General features: G+C 68.5%; 15 protein-coding genes. 4 read left to right on the top strand and 11 right to left on the bottom strand.

Translation table 11 applies throughout. The features are described 5' to 3' along the window. Window positions 1-53: 53 nt before the first annotated feature. The 3 genes from LZ198_RS02870 to LZ198_RS02860 form a co-directional block, all read right to left on the bottom strand. Window positions 54-3143 carry a hypothetical protein gene (locus LZ198_RS02870; protein WP_253970301.1) on the bottom strand — a complete coding sequence of 1030 codons (3090 nt, stop codon included), beginning with the start codon at window positions 3141-3143 and terminating at the stop codon, window positions 54-56. Window positions 3144-3487: 344 nt separating this feature from the next. Next, window positions 3488-4003, bottom strand: coding sequence for an SHOCT domain-containing protein (locus LZ198_RS02865; protein WP_253970300.1), 516 nt, complete (start codon window positions 4001-4003; stop codon window positions 3488-3490). Window positions 4004-4071: 68 nt separating this feature from the next. Then, window positions 4072-5910 carry a glycoside hydrolase family 15 protein gene (locus LZ198_RS02860; protein WP_253970299.1) on the bottom strand — a complete coding sequence of 613 codons (1839 nt, stop codon included), beginning with the start codon at window positions 5908-5910 and terminating at the stop codon, window positions 4072-4074. A gap of 279 nt (window positions 5911-6189) precedes the next feature. On the opposite strand from LZ198_RS02860, the gene LZ198_RS02855 reads away from it, so the two are divergent. Further along, window positions 6190-6558 (top strand): hypothetical protein, encoded by a 369-nt coding sequence (locus LZ198_RS02855; RefSeq protein WP_253970298.1) that lies wholly within the window; start codon window positions 6190-6192, stop codon window positions 6556-6558. A 72-nt stretch (window positions 6559-6630) separates the two neighbouring features. Here the strand turns inward: LZ198_RS02855 and LZ198_RS02850 are convergent, their stop codons facing one another. Then, window positions 6631-7509: an aldo/keto reductase family oxidoreductase gene (locus LZ198_RS02850; RefSeq protein WP_253970297.1), complete on the bottom strand. Its 879-nt coding sequence runs from the start codon at window positions 7507-7509 to the stop codon at window positions 6631-6633. A gap of 95 nt (window positions 7510-7604) precedes the next feature. Here LZ198_RS02850 and LZ198_RS02845 point away from each other — a divergent pair, with 95 nt between their 5' ends. Further along, complete coding sequence (locus LZ198_RS02845; RefSeq protein WP_253970296.1) at window positions 7605-8513, top strand: LysR family transcriptional regulator; 909 nt, start codon at window positions 7605-7607, stop codon at window positions 8511-8513. 12 nt (window positions 8514-8525) lie between these two features. Here LZ198_RS02845 and LZ198_RS02840 read toward each other — a convergent pair whose 3' ends face one another. Beyond that, entirely contained in the window at window positions 8526-8861 is a 336-nt protein-coding gene (locus tag LZ198_RS02840) for a putative quinol monooxygenase (RefSeq protein WP_253970295.1), read from the bottom strand. Window positions 8862-9034: 173 nt separating this feature from the next. On the opposite strand from LZ198_RS02840, the gene LZ198_RS02835 reads away from it, so the two are divergent. Next, complete coding sequence (locus LZ198_RS02835) at window positions 9035-9610, top strand: class I SAM-dependent methyltransferase (RefSeq protein ID WP_253970294.1); 576 nt, start codon at window positions 9035-9037, stop codon at window positions 9608-9610. Window positions 9611-9938: 328 nt separating this feature from the next. On the opposite strand, the gene LZ198_RS02830 is transcribed toward LZ198_RS02835, so the two are convergent. After that, complete coding sequence (locus tag LZ198_RS02830; protein WP_253970293.1) at window positions 9939-10790, bottom strand: alpha/beta fold hydrolase; 852 nt, start codon at window positions 10788-10790, stop codon at window positions 9939-9941. Between the two features lie 93 nt (window positions 10791-10883). Further along, complete coding sequence (locus LZ198_RS02825; RefSeq protein WP_253970292.1) at window positions 10884-11465, bottom strand: TetR/AcrR family transcriptional regulator; 582 nt, start codon at window positions 11463-11465, stop codon at window positions 10884-10886. 470 nt (window positions 11466-11935) lie between these two features. Here LZ198_RS02825 and LZ198_RS02820 point away from each other — a divergent pair, with 470 nt between their 5' ends. Continuing rightward, window positions 11936-13732, top strand: coding sequence for a serine hydrolase domain-containing protein (locus LZ198_RS02820; RefSeq protein WP_253970291.1), 1797 nt, complete (start codon window positions 11936-11938; stop codon window positions 13730-13732). Between the two features lie 51 nt (window positions 13733-13783). On the opposite strand, the gene LZ198_RS02815 is transcribed toward LZ198_RS02820, so the two are convergent. The 4 genes from LZ198_RS02815 to LZ198_RS02800 form a co-directional block, all read right to left on the bottom strand. After that, the gene (locus tag LZ198_RS02815) at window positions 13784-14668 is read right to left on the bottom strand and encodes a C40 family peptidase (RefSeq protein ID WP_253970290.1); all 885 of its coding nucleotides are present in this window, start codon (window positions 14666-14668) and stop codon (window positions 13784-13786) included. 162 nt (window positions 14669-14830) lie between these two features. Next, a complete protein-coding gene (locus tag LZ198_RS02810; protein ID WP_253970289.1) occupies window positions 14831-15652 on the bottom strand; it encodes a diiron oxygenase in 822 nt (273 codons plus the stop codon). A 13-nt stretch (window positions 15653-15665) separates the two neighbouring features. Further along, a complete protein-coding gene (locus LZ198_RS02805) occupies window positions 15666-15947 on the bottom strand; it encodes a hypothetical protein (RefSeq protein ID WP_253970288.1) in 282 nt (93 codons plus the stop codon). Window positions 15948-16064: 117 nt separating this feature from the next. Continuing rightward, complete coding sequence (locus tag LZ198_RS02800; RefSeq protein ID WP_253970287.1) at window positions 16065-16541, bottom strand: hypothetical protein; 477 nt, start codon at window positions 16539-16541, stop codon at window positions 16065-16067. Window positions 16542-16585 lie beyond the last annotated feature (44 nt).

Here is a 16585-nt window from a genome sequence, read left to right as displayed (position 1 = left end):
AAGCGCGCGCTCGCACCCGCTGGCCTGTTGGCCGCCGCGTTCGTCGCGGCAGGCTACTTGTTCAGGACGCGAAGCTCCTTGCCTTTCCCGCGTGCCGGATCCCCGAACCTGGCATCCGACGCGGTGACGTTCCCAGTCAGTCCTCCGACCACGTTCCAGAGCGTGTCGATTCCGAACGCCACCGTCGTCGGCTCATCTCCCAGGTTCCACGACGCCCCCTCGCCGCAGACCCGGTCGAAGTCCTGCTGGACGTTGTACGCCGAGCGGTTGGGATAGCCGACCTGCCGGTAGTAGCCCAGGTTCGCGCCACCGGATTGCGGGTCTCCGAAGGTCGCCGCGTTGAAGGTGATGGAGCCCGTCACGCCCGGGATGAAGCGGAAGTGGCCGTTCGCGCCATAGGCCACGTCGCACGGCCCCGGCAGGTTGAAGGTGGCGCCATCCTGGACGCCGGAGTTGAAGGTGGCGATGTCGTATCCACCGGGCAGGTTCTTGGGCACGTTGGTGGGTGTGTAGACCTCCGGCCCCTGGTCCCAGCCCGTGACGACGAACAGGAAGCGCGTGGGCAGCGACTGCTCGTAGAGCAGGAGGTTGTCCGCCGACGTGGTGCCGGAGAGCATGTTCAGGTTGGGCTCGTCCAGCGGGGAGGAGAACTCCCCCTGCGCCTTGGCGTTGGCCAGGGACTGGATGTACCAATCACGGGCGATGGCCGGGAAGTACTTCAGCTCGAGCGCCCACAGATACGCCTCCTTGAGCATGTACAGCCGGGCCGACATGGACTGCGTCGGCGCCAGCGTGTTCAGGTAGGTGTAGACGCCGACGCCGCTCGAGATGGCGCTCGTCGAATCGCGCTTGAACGAGAAGGAGAAGTCGAACGAGCCGCCTTTGTACGTCTCCTGCGAGCCAGAGAAGCCGATCCGGCTCCCGACCTCCGCGTTGGAGACGAAGCCCGCATACGCGTTGATGTCCAGGTGGACGCCGAAGCCCGCGGTCTCGCTGTTCGACACCCGGTACTCGCCGTCGCAGACCGAGCCGCCGCTCATGGCGAACTTGAGGTACTTCTGGCCATTGAGGTTGGTTTCCGTGCCGTACTTCTCGACGACGGCCGCGACGTAGTTGTTGCCCGTGTAGAACTGGCTGAGGTCGGTGCCATCCGGCGCCGTGAAGATCTTCTGGATGTCCGCCTGGCTCTTGCCTGCGGCCACCAGCCTGTTCACGCACTCGTTGTACAGGCTGAACATCCGGGCGTTGATCGCCGCCTCGGTGTAGGAGTCGACCACGCCGGGCGTGCACGCGTAGCTGAAGAAGTCGCCTGCCGCGGTTTCATCCGAGTCCTTCGAGACGACGGGCCAGTGGGCCATGGTGAGCGGCGCCGGGCTGAACGACGTGTTCTGGTTGAAGGCGAGGTTCGCGGCCGTCCCGTATTGGGAGCGCAGCCAGAACAGGGACCGTCCGAAGTAGCACCCGTAGGGGCGGACCAGGTAGGGAGACGCGTCCGCGAGCGGGAAGTAGGGATGGCGGTAGGCCTTCGTCTGCACCTTGATGCTCTGGGCCGTGAACTTGCCGTCCTGCCAGGCGAAGTGTCCCGAGCCTCCGACCTTCACGGACACGCCGGCGCTGACGCCATCCTTGACGCCGTTGAACCCGCCCATGGTGCGTGTGGAGTACTGGATTCCCAGGGTCGCGGAGAAGTCGATCTGGTTCAAGACCACGTCTTCCTGGGTCGTGTTCATCTCGTAGTCGAACATGTTCCAGTCGGCCATGCCGTCGGGGCTGGAGTTCCCCCAGACCTCCGGCGCCGGGATGGGCATGGGGAATGGATCGCAGATCGACGTGAGCAGACGCCTGCCCGTGTACTCCTGCTTCGGCGGGTGCAGGGCGGTCTGCAGGGTGAAGTCGCCGTACTTCAGGGAGGACATCTGGATGGGCGAGCCGGGCGAGGACGAGCTGCGGACCCACGCCATCCCGAGGATGATGGGGAGGGTGGTGGCGTTCTGGGCCGACGTCACGGGGATGGCGCCGAACGAGAAGTTCATCGCCAGGGGCCCTTCCGTGTCCTCGGTCGTGTTCGGGAAGACCTTGCCGTACTCCGTCCAGGTGGGCGCGGCCGAGGTGTCGATCTGGCGCAGGGGGAGGATGTCTTGAATCACGGCGATGGAGATCGCGTCGCTGTTGTTGCTGTCGGCGAACAAGGCGACGAGTCGTCCAGCGGGGTCCACGGCCAGCGTCGTTCCCCGGGCCTTGCGGCTCTTGAGCGCACTGGGCCAGGCGAGGAGCATGGGGGCCGGCGCGGAGCTGCGGTTGGCGTGGCACGCGGCGTCCAGCGTCCAGGAGAAGGTGGTCGAGGTGGCGTGGGATTCATCCCACAACGCGGCGATGACGCAATTGACGGGAGCGTCGGTGGAGGTTGCTCCCGGCTGGGTGACGAGGATGGTGCGGATGTCGAGGTTCGAAATCGACGAGGACGTCTGGGCGGGATTGGTGGCGGGGGGCGTCACGGACCAGGACGGAACCTTGGCGACCCAGTTGTTGGTGAGCGGATCGTAATCACCCGTGTCCAGGACGACGTTCCAGACCAGCAGCTTGTTCTGCGTGGAGTCCCAGGCGAGGTAGTTGAGGAGGATCTCCGTGTCACCCTTGCCGGCGCAGGCCGACACGCCCTTGGCGCTGATCCTGATGGGGGTCGGGGTGCCTCCCGTCGCAGTGGCCGGCAGCTCGATTTGACACCAGTCCGTCGTGGAGCGTGTCGAGTCGGGGGAGACGCGCGTCGCGCACAGGACGTGGTTCGTGGTGTCGATCCAGAAGATGTAGACGACGCCTTGGACCGCGACCACGCCGATGCGCTTCTCGGTCTGGAAGGCGAGGGAGGATTGCGTGGAGTCCGTCTCGATGGTGAAGGGAGTCCAGCGGCCCAGTCGTTTCGGATTCCCTTGGGGGCGGCTGAGGTAGTTGAGGGTCGACGCGCTGAAGTAGCCCTGGAGATTGCTGTCGTCGTTGACGCCGACCAGGGCCATGACGGAGCCGGTCTGGACGAGGCGGAACTCCCCGTTGTCGCCATCGACGTCGAGCGGATTGTCGATGGGGACGCTGATGACTTCGGTGGTGGGGGGCGGGGGCGGGAGGTGAGGCGTCGAGGAGCTGGTCACAGCGATTCCATTCTGGAGAGAACGCGGGAGGGATGCCGCTGACGTCTACGCGGATGCCGTTGTCACCGAAGCGTGTCGTGTGGCGACAAGGGTCATCGGGCGGTTGTATTTGCAATCGCAAGGCCACCCGTGGAGGCGGGCTCGTCCCAGGGAACGTCTGAGGGGGCACGCGCTCGGGGGCTCGGTGTCTGCGTCCAGCGCGAACGCAGGCGCGTTCTTCGTCGTGGTTGGCCCGAAGCGCGCTTCGCGCGATTCCCGGTCCGGATCCGCCCCGCCGAAGCGGGTACTGGCGCCCACGCCCGGGGGGGCTCGGTGGGGAGACCTGTCGGGTAGGCCCGGGGCGGCTACAGCCGCTCCAGGATGGCGGAGCGCTTCTGCTCGAACTCGTCCGCGCTGATGAGCCCTTCGTCCCGGAGGCGTTGGAGGTCCCGCATGGCCTGCACGTTGTCGGCGCGAGGCAGCAGGGCGTTCAGGGGCCTGGGGAACGAGAGGGGCCGCACCACGGCCACGCGGCGCGGGTCCTTCGGGTCGACGCGCACCTCCAGCGTCATGCCCTTCTCCATGACACCCGACATCTGCCAGCCGGCGAGGGTGGTTCGCGTCCGGGCTTCATAGGCGGGGTGCCCCCGTTGACGCACCTGGAGGCGCAGGACGATGACGCGGCGCTTGTTGATGCGCCAGCTGCTGGGCTCGAGCTCCAGGACCGTGGCCTCCGCCGGCTCGCCCCTGGCGCGCAGGCGGCGCTCGTCGATGATGAACCAGAGCAGCGTGCTGTCCTTGAGCAAGAAGGCCTGGGCCACGAACGACGCGACGACGAGGACGCCCACCAGCAGCCAACTCGTATCGAACCCCTGAATCATCGCGCGAGGCTAACGGACGGCGACGGCCCCCGGCAACGCGGGGGCGCCTTGCCCGGTGCCCCGACACGTCAGGCGCGTGCCGTGGTGACCGCGTACGCCGCGTTGACGAGCGAGAAGTGGCTGAACGCCTGCGGGAAGTTGCCGAGCTGCGTGCGCAGGCTCGGCATGTATTCCTCGGCGAGGAGTCCCAGGTCATTGCTCAACGAGAGCAGCATCTCGAAGAGCCGCCGGGCGTCCTCGAAGCGCCCCATCATCTGGTACGTGTCGACGAGCCAGAAGGAGCAGGCGAGGAAGGTGCCTTCCTCCCCGACGAGCCCATCCACTGAACCGGTGGCGTCCGGCTTGAAGCGGAGCACCAGCCCGTCCTGGATCAACTGGCGTTCGATCTGCTCCACCGTGCCGACCACCCGCGGGTCGGTCGCGGGGAGGAAGTCGAGCAGGGGGATGTAGAGCAGGCTCGCGTCCAGTTCCTTGCCGCCGTAGTACTGCACGAAGCTGTTCAGTTCGGGGTCGAACCCCTTCGCGCAGACCTCCTCGAAGATGTCCTCCCGGGCCTCGAGCAGCCGCTCCATGGGGGCGACCATCCTGGTCTCGTCCGACGCCTTGATGGCCCGGTCGATCGCCGCCCACGCGGCCACCTTGGAGGCCGTGAAGTGGCGGTCCGGCCCGCGCATCTCCCAGATGCCCTTGTCGGGGTTCCTCCAGACCTTCATCGCCTGCTCGGCGACGTTGAGCAGCGCGCGCTGCGCGACGGGGTCGACCTTGTTGTAGTACTTCGCGCCCGCGTAGAGGACCGCGGACACCTCGCCGAGCACGTCGAGCTGGAACTGGTCATAGGCGCCGTTGCCGATGCGCACCGGCTTCGCGCCACCGTAGCCATCGAGCCACTCGAGGTTGGCTTCCGTGAGGCGTCGCTCGCCACGGATTCCGTACATGATCTGCAACTGGGCGGGGTCCCCGGCGATGGCGCGCAGCACCCACTTCCAGAACGAGCCCGCCTCGCTTTCCAGGCCCGCGATGGACAGGGCATGGTGCGCGAGCACCGCGTCGCGCAACCACGTGAAGCGGTAGTCCCAGTTGCGCAGGCCTCCCGGCGTCTCCGGGAGGGAGGTGGTGGGCGCGGCCACGATGCCCCCCGTGCTCTCGAAGGTGCAGGCCTTGATGGTGATGAGCGACCGGACCACCGCGTCGCGGTACTTCGGGGGCGGGACGATTCCAGAGACCCAGTCGGTCCAGAAGCGCTCGGTGTTCCGCTCGGCCTCGTCCGCATCCAGGCGCGGCGGGACCTGGTTCAGCCAGGAGTAGTTCCAGCTCATCACCCAGGAGAAGCGCTGGCCCTCGGTCACGTGGAAGTTCGAGACCAGGGGCGACGGGGCGTCCCGGTCGGTCCGTCGGAGGAACAAGGCGTCGGGACCGGCGAAGGCCCGGAGCGAGCCCTCCACGCTCTCCACCCGGGGAATGGAGCGGCCGAAGGCGAAGCGGGGCGTCAGCTTCGACTGCATGGCCACCGTCCCCTTCAGGCCCACGACGGTCCTGACGAGCGTGGGGAACTCCTGGCGGACGGGCATGAAATCAATCACCCGCACGGAGCCGGAGTCACAGGTGAAGTCCGTCTCGAGGATCAACGTGTCCTTGCGGTAGCGGCGGGTGACCTCCTGGATGGGGTCGCTCGGCGTGAGCGCCCACTCGCCGTTCTCCGCGTTCCCGAGCAGGCTCGCGAAGCAGGCGTCGGAGTCGAAGTCCGGCAGGCACAACCAGTCGATCGTCCCGTCCCTGGCGACCAGCGCCGCGGAGCGCAGGTTCCCGATGAGCGCGTGGTCCTCGATGCGGCGCCCCTCCTGGATTCCAGGCTGGACCGGGATGATGGGCTCCTGGGATTTCTCTTGCTGCGTCAGTTGGTCCGCCATGGGTTCGGCCCCCCCTCCGTGTCTCGCTGTCTCTCCTCGACGCTGGAGTCGGGGGCGGGCAGGTGCAAGTGCCCTTCCCGCGGGGGAAAGAAGCAGTCATGTCGAGGGGAGGGCCGGAGCGTCGGTGTCCGACGCTGGAGGGGCCGCTCGCGCCCCGGTATGCCCCTGCGTCACCCACAATCAGGAGGGGGCGGTCGATTCCCTGCAACGGTGCCGCCCGGCCTGTCTCTCCTGCGAGGAGGGGGCGTTCATGCCCCCGCGACTCCTCGGGAGGACGACATGAAGGCGACGACGCGGTACCTGGTGCTTCTCTCCATGCTGGTGGTGGGCTGCGGTGGTGGTTCGGGCAAGGACGACGGGAACGAGGAGCCCCAGTCGTTCCCGGAGACGATCGAGTGTGGTGACACGAGCTGCAAGCGCGCCACGCAGTACTGCGCGACCCTCGTCAGCGCCACGACGAGCCATCTGTGCCTGAGCAAGAAGGAGAGCTGCAAGAGCTGCGACTGCGTGGACCTGGAAACGGACCTCACCCGTCAGACCGGGCGCCAGGATTGCACCGCGACGGACAAGCTCGATGTGTCCTTCTCGTGCGCCTATTACGAGGACGTGGACTACATCAAGAGCTCCTGCACCGTGCGCGGGCGCTGAGCGCCCGCGGGCGGAGTCCCGCGCTCCGAGGCAGCCAGCCGTTGGCCGCCTCCCGTCGTAGGGGCGCCCGAGTCAGGCGGAAGCGATACCCGCCACGGTGTCCAGTGCCTGGAGCACGTCGTCCGGAAGCCGGAGCTCGGCGGCGGCGAGGTTCTCCCGCAGGTGCGCGACGGAGGAGGTGCCGGGAATCAGCAGGATGTTGGGCGAGCGCCGCAGGAGCCATGCGAGCGCCACCTGCATGGGCGTGGCACCCAGGCGCGCGGCGACCTCCGACAAGGTCGACGACTGCAGCGGGGTGAAGCCGCCGAGCGGGAAGAACGGCACGTACGCGATGCCCTCACGGGCGAGCTCGTCGATGAGCGCATCGTCACCTCGGTGCGCCAGGTTGTATTGGTTCTGCACGCAGGCGATGGCGCAGATGCGGCGCCCCTCCGCGACCTGCGCGCGCGTGACGTTGCTCAACCCGATGTGGCGGACGAGCCCCTGCCGTTGGAGGTCGACGAGCACGCGGAGCGGCGCCTCCAGCGAGCCCTCCGCGGGGTGATGCACGCTGAACATGCAGCGAAGGTTGACCACGTCGAGCACCTCCAGCCCCAGATTGTGGAGGTTGTCGTGGACCGCCTGGGTCAGCTCCTCGCGCGAGAAGGCCGGAATCCAGGAGCCATCCGCGCCTCGCCGCGCGCCGACCTTGGTGACGAGGGTGAGGCCGGCGCGATAGGGGTGCAGCGCCTCGCGGATCAACTGATTGGTGACGTGGGGGCCATAGAAGTCGCTGGTGTCGATGTGGTCGACCCCGCGCGCGACGGCCTCGCGCAGCACGGCCAGGGCCGCGCCCCGGTCCTTCGGCGGGCCGAACACGCCGGGCCCCGCCAGTTGCATGGCGCCATAGCCGAGCCGCTTCACGCGGCGGTCACCCAGGCTGAACGTTCCGACCTGATCGATGCTGGACATGCGCGCTCCTTCGAACGAGGACGAGGCAAAGGTACGCCGCCGCCGGCTGGCGGAAACCAGGTACAGTCCGCACGGGCTGTTCGGAGCGGCGAACAATGAAGGTCGACCTTGGCGACTTGAATGCCTTCCTGGCCGTGGCTCGCGCCGGGGGCTTCCGCGATGGCGCGCGCGAAAGCGGGAGCAGCGCGTCCAGCCTCAGCGAGGCGGTGCGCCGGCTGGAGGCCCAGCTCGGGGTCCGCCTGCTCAACCGGACGACGCGCAGTGTCGTCCTCACGGAAGCGGGCGAGGGGTTGCTCGCGCGGCTCGGCCCCGCCTTGACGGAGGTGGAGGCGGCCCTCGACGTGGTGAACGGCTTTCGCGACCGTCCGGCGGGGGTGTTGCGGCTCAACGTCCCCGTCAGTGCGGCGAGGCTGGTCCTGCCCCGCATCGTCCCGCCCTTCCTCGCCGCCTATCCCGAGGTCCGGCTGGAGGTGATGACGGACGAGAGCTTCGTCGACGTGCTCGCGGCCGGGTGCGACGCCGGCATCCGCTACGACGACCGGCTGGAGCAGGACATGATCGCGGTGCCCATCGGGCCCCGGGTCCAGCGCTACGCCGCCGCCGCGTCCCCGACCTACCTCGCGCGGCAGGGGCGGCCGGGGCACCCCCGCGACCTGCTCGACCACGCCTGTCTGCGCGGCCGTTTCCCGAGCGGGACGATGACGGAGTGGGAGTTCGAGAAGGAGGGCGAGGTCGTCAAGGTCGAGCCGACGGGGCCGTTGATCGTCCGGGTCGGAGGCGCGACGGACCTCGCCGTCGACGCGGCGATCGCCGGGAGCGGAATCATCTACCTCTTCGAGGACTGGCTGCGCCCGCACCTGGACCGTGGCGTCCTCGAACCCGTCCTCGAGCCCTGGTGGCTGTCCTTCTCCGGACCGTTCCTCTACTACCCCGGGCGGCGCTTCGTGCCAGCGCCGCTCCGGGCGTTCGTCGACTTCATCAAGGCCTCGGCGGAGCAGGCCTGACCCCGGGCGACGTCACAACGCGACGTGGACCGCGACACCCTCGCGGCCGGTCGCCCACTCGCGCAAGTACGCGTTGAGCTCCCCGAAGAACGAAATCGACACCAGGTCCGACACCGCGAAGAGTTCACGGAGCAGCGAGCCCACGTGGTTGTTGTGGGTCTCGGCCGCGTCGGCGTCCGCGTACTCCTCGATGATCGAATAGTGACCGGGCTTCTGCGTGGTGAACCACTGGTAGCGCAACGTCCCGGGCTCGGTCGCGGCGACGGAGGCCAATGCCCGCGCCGCCCGCAGGAACTCCGCCTCGCCGCCGGTCCGTGTCTTGAACTCACAAATCACCAGAAGACTCATTCGACGCTCCTGTCCACGCTGCACTTCGAGGGCTGGCGTTCGTCGTAACATTCGACAGGCTCGGAGTCGTCGACGAACGCATGGCGCAGCGGCCTGACTTTGGGTAGGCACGGGACAGGGCGGGCCTGGGCCCGCGTGCGGTGCGGGGACGACTCCCCGGAGGAGGCTGACGCGTGCACGAGTACGATTTGATCGCGGACTGGTATGCCTCCCACCGCACGGGCCGGATGGGCGTCCCGGAAGTGACGGCGCTCGCGGCCTCGCTTCCGGCTGGCGCCCGGGTGTTGGATGCCGGTTGTGGCACGGGGCTGCCGCTGACGCGGGTGTTGGTGGAGCACGGCTGCCAGGTGCTGGGTGTGGACAGCTCTCGCGAGCTGCTCGCGCGATTTCAAGCGAACCTCCCCCACGTGCCGGTCCTCCGCGCGCCCATCCAGTCGTGTGAGCTTCCGTCGCGGACGTTCGACGCGGCGATCGCCTGGGGCGTCCTCTTCCATCTTCGCCACGATGAGCAGGCGCAGGCGATCGCCAACATCGCGGGGGCCTTGAAGCCTGGCGCTGCCTTCCTCTTCACCTCGGGCGACACGCACGGCTCCATCGACGGCGCGCCGATGGATGGCGTGCCCTTCCGCTATCATTCGTACAGCGTCGACGGGTATCGCGACCTGTTGGTCGCGCAGGGGCTCGCGCTGGAAGCGACGCACACGGACCCGGGCGGGAACCTCCATTTCCTGTCGCGCAAGACAGGGTGAGGTGGCTTCTCGCCATGGGTGCGCTGCGCCTGAGGGCCTGCCGTCACCATCCCGTTGCGCGTTCGGGATTCGCGGCGTGGCCGTAATGCGACGACGTTCGGACTCGTCTCGGTGATGGCCCAGCTCAGGCCTGAATCGCTCGTGGCGCTGCGACTCGTATCGCCGGGCCCGGTCAAGCGGGCCTCCGGATTCCTCCGCGAGGGGTGGGGTGTCGTTGATGAATGGAGCGCGGGTGATGTGCCCATTCAGGCGAGGCCCGTGTCTCCACTTCGGGTGACGCCTACGTGAGCATCGACGGCGGGCCGATGAAGGACGTGCCGCTCCGCCATCACGCGGGGGCGCGCGTATGGGCGAGGATGGCCTCGGCGATGACAGGCCAGTCCGCCTCGTGCAGCTCGTGTCCCGCGTCCTCGAGCGTCACCAGTCGCGCGCCCGGCACGGTCCGACCCAAGGCGGCGCCGTGGACATGGGGGACGACGGGGTCCAGCGCGCCGTGGATGACGAGGAGGGGCGGCCGGAGCTCATGGGTGCGGTGGTACCAGCGCTCGCCTCCCGTGAGGGACGCGTGGTTCATCATGCTCTGGATGCAGTGCGAGCGTCGGAACTCCCCCGCCGCCACTCGGCGGGCCAGGTCCGTGTCGTAGGGCCTGCGCTCGCTGGAGTTGAGCCGCCCGGCCTCCACCATGAAGTCGAGCACGGCCGGTTCGTGGCGCCAGTCCAGCGTGGCCATCGTCGCGAAGTGCGCGAGCAGCGCCGGAGAGAGCGGTGGAGGCTCGAAGCCCAGGTCCCCGAGGAACTGCGCGGCGATGAGCGTGAGCGAGCACACCCGCTCCGGGGCCTTCAGCGCGACGATCTGCGACAACATGCCGCCCAGGGACATGCCCACCAGATGGGCGCGTGGCAGCCCGTAGCCATCCAGCACGGCGATGACGTCGTCGGCCATGTCATCCACGGTGTAACGAGGAGGGCCGGGGGGCTGCGTCGTCGAACGGCCCGTGTCCCGGTGGTCGTAGCGGATGACGAACCGCCCCGCGCCCACGAGCCGCTCCACCAGCGGGTCCGGCCACCACTTCATCGACGAGACGGCCCCCATGACCAGGAGGATGGGCGGGTCGCTCGGCGCGCCGAAGGACTCGGTACACAGGCGGATGCCACGGGTTTCGATCATTCGCTCGGTCATGCAGGCTCCTCTTTCAGAATTGATAACCGACGCGTTGGTTATAAACAAGCCCTGAAGGAGGCGAGCTGTCTCCGGATGGCTGGAGGCCCGGGCTCAGGCCTTCGGGAGGTCGAAGGCTTCCTGGGGGAACAGCAGGCGGAGCACCCTGCGCACGCGCTCCAGCACGTAGCGGGTGAGTGAGGGTTTCCGCTCCACCAGCCACTGCATCGTCGCGCCGGCGATGACGTCCTGGAGAACGGCGGCCACCTCCTCACGGGAGGCCAGGTCGCGAGGCAGCCGCGCGGCGATGGCCTCCCGGACCATGAGGTTGCGCTCGAGCGCCATGCGCCTCAACGAGACGTCCCGCAGGTCCTCCCAGGCGAGGAGCAGGTAGCTCTCGAGCCCTTCGCCCGTGCCCATCCCCGCGACGATGTCCGTGATGAAGCGCCACACGCCTCGCGGGCCGACCTCCACGGGGAAGGTCGCGAGGTAGTCACGCCGCTGCTCACCGGAGCGCTCCATCAGTCGGAGGTAGAGGGTGTCCTTGTTCTTGAAGCGCTGGATGAGCGCGGCGCGGGACATCCCCAGCGCGACGGCCACGTCGTTCAAGGTGAAGCTCGCCGGTCCGCTCCGCAGCAGCACACCCATGGCGGCGTCGAGGACGGCTTCGTCGCTGTGCAGCTTGGGCCGGGGCACGGCCACCGTACCTATCACGTCCTGACGGCGGGCTGCTGGGGGCTGGCCTTCGCCGAGCTTCCTGGCCCCGACCTTGCCGTCCCTCCGCTCCGAGACCAAGGTCTCGCCCAGGTTGGCTCTGGCGTCCACGGAGGTTCGCGAGTGGCTCGCGAACGTCCCTCCGCCACCCCTCGGGCAGAGGCCTCTCATGACGAGAGGGCCTCGAGGTACAGGCAGCGCAGCCGGGCAGGGTGGTGCGCGGCAAACGGGACGACGAGACCGGCCCCGTGGTGGGGACAGGTCGCTGTTCCGAGGGCTCCTCGCGCATGACTCGGGCTGCCGGCTTCGAGTGCCCACCGGGCGTGTGGCCCGTTCACCGCACGGAGGTGCCTGTTCGCCGCACGCCCGTCTCCTCTGGCTGAACGTTCCTACCGCGCGGGGCCTGTGCGGGCATCGTGCCTCGCGCACCCCTTTGCCACGAGGCCGCGCCCATGCCGCGCAAGTTGGTCGTGCCGTCGTTCCTGGTCCTTCGTCTGGCCTTTGCTCCCGCCGTCGCCGCCGCGGGCGAAGGCGCCGACTCCGACAGGGCCTCGCTCTCCCGAGGTGGCGACACGGTCGCCGTCCTGGCCTCGCCGCCAGAGGCCAGCCGAGCGCAGGTGGACGACGCCCTGCGCCGCGAGCGCCACCAGCAAGTCGACGCCATCTTCGCGCCGTGGAGCGGAAAGACCACGCCCGGCTGTGCCGTGGGAATCTCGCGTGACGATGTGCTGGACTACGTGCGCGGCTACGGCATGTCGAACCTGGAGCACGACGTCCCCATCACGCCGCAGTCGAACTTCCAGGTCGCTTCCATCTCCAAGCAGTTCACCGCATCCGCGATCGGGCTGCTGGCTCAGGAGGGAAGGTTGTCACTGAGCGACGACATCCGAAAATACCTGCCGGAGCTCCCCGCCTACGGAAAGACCATCACCCTCGCGCACCTGCTCCACCACACCAGCGGTCTGCGCGAAGAGGGCCAGTTGCTGAACCTGGCCGGCTGGCGCGGTGATGACGTGTACACCGAAGCGGACATCCTCTGGGCGTTGACCCGGCAGCGGGGTGTGAACTTCGCGCCGGGCACGGAGGTCGTGTATGGGAATGCCCCGTACACGCTGCTGGCGGTGATTGTCCGGCGCGTGTCCGGAAAGTCGCTGAGGGGGTTCACCGACGAGCGGCTCTTCAAGCCGCTCGGCATGGCGGATACCCATTTCCACGACGACCACACCGAGCTCGTGCCGCGGCGCGCATCGGGGTACAGCCCCCGCGACGGCGGAGGCTGGCGAGTCAGCATCCTCAACACCGACCATTACGGTTCGACCAACCTGTTCACCACCGTGGGTGACCTGTTGAAGTGGGAGCAGAACCTGCTCGACGCGCGTGTCGGCGGACGGGCGTTGAGCACGTCACTGCAGACGTCCGGCAGGCTGAACGATGGCACGCCCATCGGCTATGGCGGTGGCCTGCACCTGGCGGACTATCGCGGCCTGCGCATGGTGGGCCACGACGGCATGGGCGGCGGCTACCGCACGGACGTCATCCTCTTCCCGGACCAGCGGCTGGCCATCGTCGCGCTGTGCAATGGCGCGACGATTCCGGTCTCGGACCTCACACGGAAGGTGGCCGAGGTGTATCTGGGTGACCTCCTGAAGGACGTGATACCGCCCGCCGTCGCGCTGCCGGAGGCGGAGCTGGCCGCCCTGGCTGGCGACTACTGGAGTCCCTGGACGGACGAGGTGGTGCGGCTGGAGGTCAAGGATGGGGCGCTGCGCCAGGTCGGCGTGCCCACGGCGTTCGTCCCCATGGGCCAGGGCGCGTTCCGGCCGGGAGAGTCGACACACGTGTGGCGCTTCTCGGCGCCCACGGCCCGTGCCCCGCGCGAGCTGAGCATCCAGGACTTCTGGCCGACGACGCGGAAGTTCATCCGTGTGGCCGAGCCCCTGCCCACGGTCTCTGGATTGGCCTCGTTCGCCGGGCAGTATCGCAGCGACGAGGTCGACATGACCTACACCGTGCGCGTCGCGGACGGCAGGCTGGCGATACGCTGGCCACGCCGGGACGAGGTCGTGCTGGACGCCCTCGGTGGAGACCGCTTCATCGGCTCGCTCGGCACGGTCACCTTCACGCGGGCGGCCTCCGGCGGAGTCGACGGCGTGACGTTCAGCAACCGTCGCCTGCGTCGTCTGCGCGCGGAGAGACTCGGGGCTCGTCCGGGGCCCGAACACGCAAGTGAGCCTGGGCTGGCGCGCTGAGCGCACGGCCACTCCCAGGCCCACCGGGTCGTCCGTTCGCGGGTGGCGCGCTCAGTCGAGCCGGAGGCTCCCCACGCATCTCCACTGCGCGGAGTCCTTCTCGAGCATGTGCTCCAGCATCCGGGGGCTGCTGTGGGTATGTCCATCCATGGGGATGACGGGCTGCCCCTCCGGTTCGAGCTTCGCCGCCTCCCCGTAGCTCCGGATGACGAACTGCGAGCAGAAGAAGTCCTTCTTCTCCTGCTCGCTGTAGGACTTCTGGTCGCCGTTCCAGAACTTGGCGGTGTCGGACTTTCCCTGCCCCCGGAGGACGGAGAGTGCGGCCCCTGCCGTCGCATAGTCGCCGTAGCCTTCGACCACGCCGTTCTGGCGCATGGCCGTGTGGTGTTCGGCCATGTGCACCGCGTTCTTCGCGACCGTCTCGTTGTTGAACCGGTAGATGTGCCAGGTGCAACCTGTCTCGACGGCGGCCTCGGACAGGCCCGTCCCCGTCGCTTCCAGGAGGTTCCCGTCGCCCTTGTAGATGGCGGCGTGCACGGTCTCACTGGTCCCCTGCGAACCGCTCATCCCCTGGAGCGATTGTCCGAACTTGATGACCTTCTGGGTGCCGCTCTGCACGCCCACCTTGAGGAGCACGTCACCGGGACGCAGGTCCGCGAGCGTCAAGGCGGGCCGGTTGGAGGAGACCTCCGACACGTTCGTCGGCGCGTCGACGGAGGTCCGAGCCGTCCCCGCCCGGGAGTAGCCCAGCGTGCCGTGCCGGGTGGGAATCGGCACATGCGGCCCCGAGGCCGTCGGAAGGGGCGGTGCGGCGGTGGTCGAGAACTCGGAGGCGTGGTTCGAGGGCACCTGGGTGTCCCGCTGCACCTGGGGCTCCGGCTGTACCTGACGCTGCTCCTGCACGGGGGCGCTCGAGGTCGAGCCCTGCTGCGTCACGTTGGTGCTCTGCGGCCTTCGACCGGCACCACCAATTCGAAAGTCATGTCCCATGAGGCCTCTCCCGTGCGGGCTTGGGGCGCAATCCTCGGGGCGACGCGTCAGGCACCCCAGGGGCGTCCATCGTAGGACGCTATGGCATGAGGCCCGGGACGGGCAACGTCAGGGGACGCGGATGCCGTGGCGCAGGAGGGGCGCGCGCACCTGCGTCTCCGCCGTCTCCTGGCTCACCGTGACGTAGTCACGGGACTCCATCCACCCCAGCTCCGTCACGTGCTCGAGCAGGAAGCCCTCGCTGGTGACACCGTCCTTCGTGGTGCTGCGAAGCTTCTCCCAGAAGGGCGTCTGGGCATCCAGGGCCTCGCGCGCGACGCGCCCCAGCCGCTCCTTCTCCACGGCGTCCAGGTCCGGGGCGATCCAATCCAGATACAGGAAGCCCAGCCGCCCGTGCAGGGCCTCCTCCTGGACGAGCGTCGTGAGCACCGCGCGCGTCAGCGGGTGGGACGTCGCGCGAAGACATCCCGACAACAGCGCGAAGGACAGCGTCTCCCCCACGCAGCACACCCGCACGACGAGCTCGCTGGCGCGCTGGAGGAAGGTGAGCGACGGGTCGAACGCCACGGTGAAGGCCCCGGGCTCGTAGGACAGCCGCGTGCCGCCCCCCAGTCGCATTGCCATCCGCGCGCAGAGCTCCACGTGGTGGATCTCCTCCGCCGGGAAGCGCGCCGCCAGGCTCCACAGGTCCAGGGGTACACGCGCCTGCCCCATGACCTGCACCAACTGCCCCATCACCGTCGCGCTGCCGAACTCGTTGAGCGCCCGGAGCGTCCACGAGTACCGGGCCCGCTCCACCAGCGCCGCCGGGTAGCGCGACGGCTCCAGCGAGCCCCATGGGTAGCGCTCGGCGACGTGGCCCGACGCCCGCTCGTGCAGGGTCAGTGCGGCGCCGTCCGTCAGGTCCAGCTCGAAGAGTTCGGTGGTCATGGCGGATGCTCCTTCAAGGAAGCAAGGGGCGGCCGGCGTCCGTGCCCGCGTCCTCCTTCGGGGTCTCGTTCGTGCCGTTGTCCGGGTTGCAATCATCGTCGACCAGGCCACCGTCGTAGACGCACGGCGCGGGGTTGGTCGTCATGTAGGGCTCGCACGCCACCAGCGTGAAGGACGCGCTCGCGGCGGTGGCGGCCAGCAGCGCCCGTCCCCGGCGGCGGCGCTCCGGTGGGGCGGTGGATTCCTCGGGGATGACAGGGACGGGAGCACCGGGCTTCAGGGGAGAATCGCTCATGGCTTCCTCGCGGTTCGCCGGCCCGACCGCTCACCCCTGAACCCTACTCCAACGGCCCTGGATTGGGGGCAGGAGCCGCGCCCCTTCGGTGCCATGGGCGCGGCTCGTGACGGTGGGTCAGAAGCAGCTGTTGCCAGGATAGGGCGGGCTGAAGCCGCCGTTGATGCTCGCGACGATGTAGTACTTCACCGCGCCGTAATAGCTCATGTCGCCATAGCAGGTCTTGAGGTGGGCGCTGGAGTAGGGGCTGCCGGAGCGATACAGCGCGCCGTCCAGGTAGACGGTGAACCCGCCGCTGAACGTGCCCACCGCGCCGCCCACGTCCAGGTAGCCGTCGAAGATGTTGTTGCACACGGCCTTGATGCCGGAGCCGTCGTAGCACTGGAAGTACTGCTTGACGAACGCCGGACCGAAGCCGCTGCGCTGATAGACCAGCTTGCCATTGACGTAGATCTGGGTCAGGGCGCTGCCGGTGCTCTGCGTCGACCAATAGCTGGCCAGGGCGGCGGTGCTGGCGAACGGACCATCCTGCTGCGCCAGGGCAGGCGTTGCGACGGACATCGAAAGCACGAACGCTGCGAGGAACGCTTTCACGAACATTCTCCTTGAGAGGGACCGAGCGGAATCGGCATCGGCCT

It is taken from the genome of Myxococcus dinghuensis (assembly GCF_024198235.1).
GTDB lineage: Bacteria > Myxococcota > Myxococcia > Myxococcales > Myxococcaceae > Myxococcus > Myxococcus dinghuensis.
The sequence above is the reverse complement of the archived record's forward strand: the minus strand, read 5'-3'. Positions and strand labels throughout refer to the sequence as shown.

Coding starts and splice junctions, on each gene's coding strand:
- LZ198_RS02810 (WP_253970289.1), bottom strand. CDS start 15,652: ATGACCACCGAACTCTTCGAGCTGGACCTGACGGACGGCGCCGCACTG.
- LZ198_RS02855 (WP_253970298.1), top strand. CDS start 6,190: ATGAAGGCGACGACGCGGTACCTGGTGCTTCTCTCCATGCTGGTGGTG.
- LZ198_RS02820 (WP_253970291.1), top strand. CDS start 11,936: ATGCCGCGCAAGTTGGTCGTGCCGTCGTTCCTGGTCCTTCGTCTGGCC.
- LZ198_RS02845 (WP_253970296.1), top strand. CDS start 7,605: ATGAAGGTCGACCTTGGCGACTTGAATGCCTTCCTGGCCGTGGCTCGC.
- LZ198_RS02840 (WP_253970295.1), bottom strand. CDS start 8,861: ATGAGTCTTCTGGTGATTTGTGAGTTCAAGACACGGACCGGCGGCGAG.
- LZ198_RS02865 (WP_253970300.1), bottom strand. CDS start 4,003: ATGATTCAGGGGTTCGATACGAGTTGGCTGCTGGTGGGCGTCCTCGTC.
- LZ198_RS02860 (WP_253970299.1), bottom strand. CDS start 5,910: ATGGCGGACCAACTGACGCAGCAAGAGAAATCCCAGGAGCCCATCATC.
- LZ198_RS02805 (WP_253970288.1), bottom strand. CDS start 15,947: ATGAGCGATTCTCCCCTGAAGCCCGGTGCTCCCGTCCCTGTCATCCCC.
- LZ198_RS02830 (WP_253970293.1), bottom strand. CDS start 10,790: ATGACCGAGCGAATGATCGAAACCCGTGGCATCCGCCTGTGTACCGAG.
- LZ198_RS02850 (WP_253970297.1), bottom strand. CDS start 7,509: ATGTCCAGCATCGATCAGGTCGGAACGTTCAGCCTGGGTGACCGCCGC.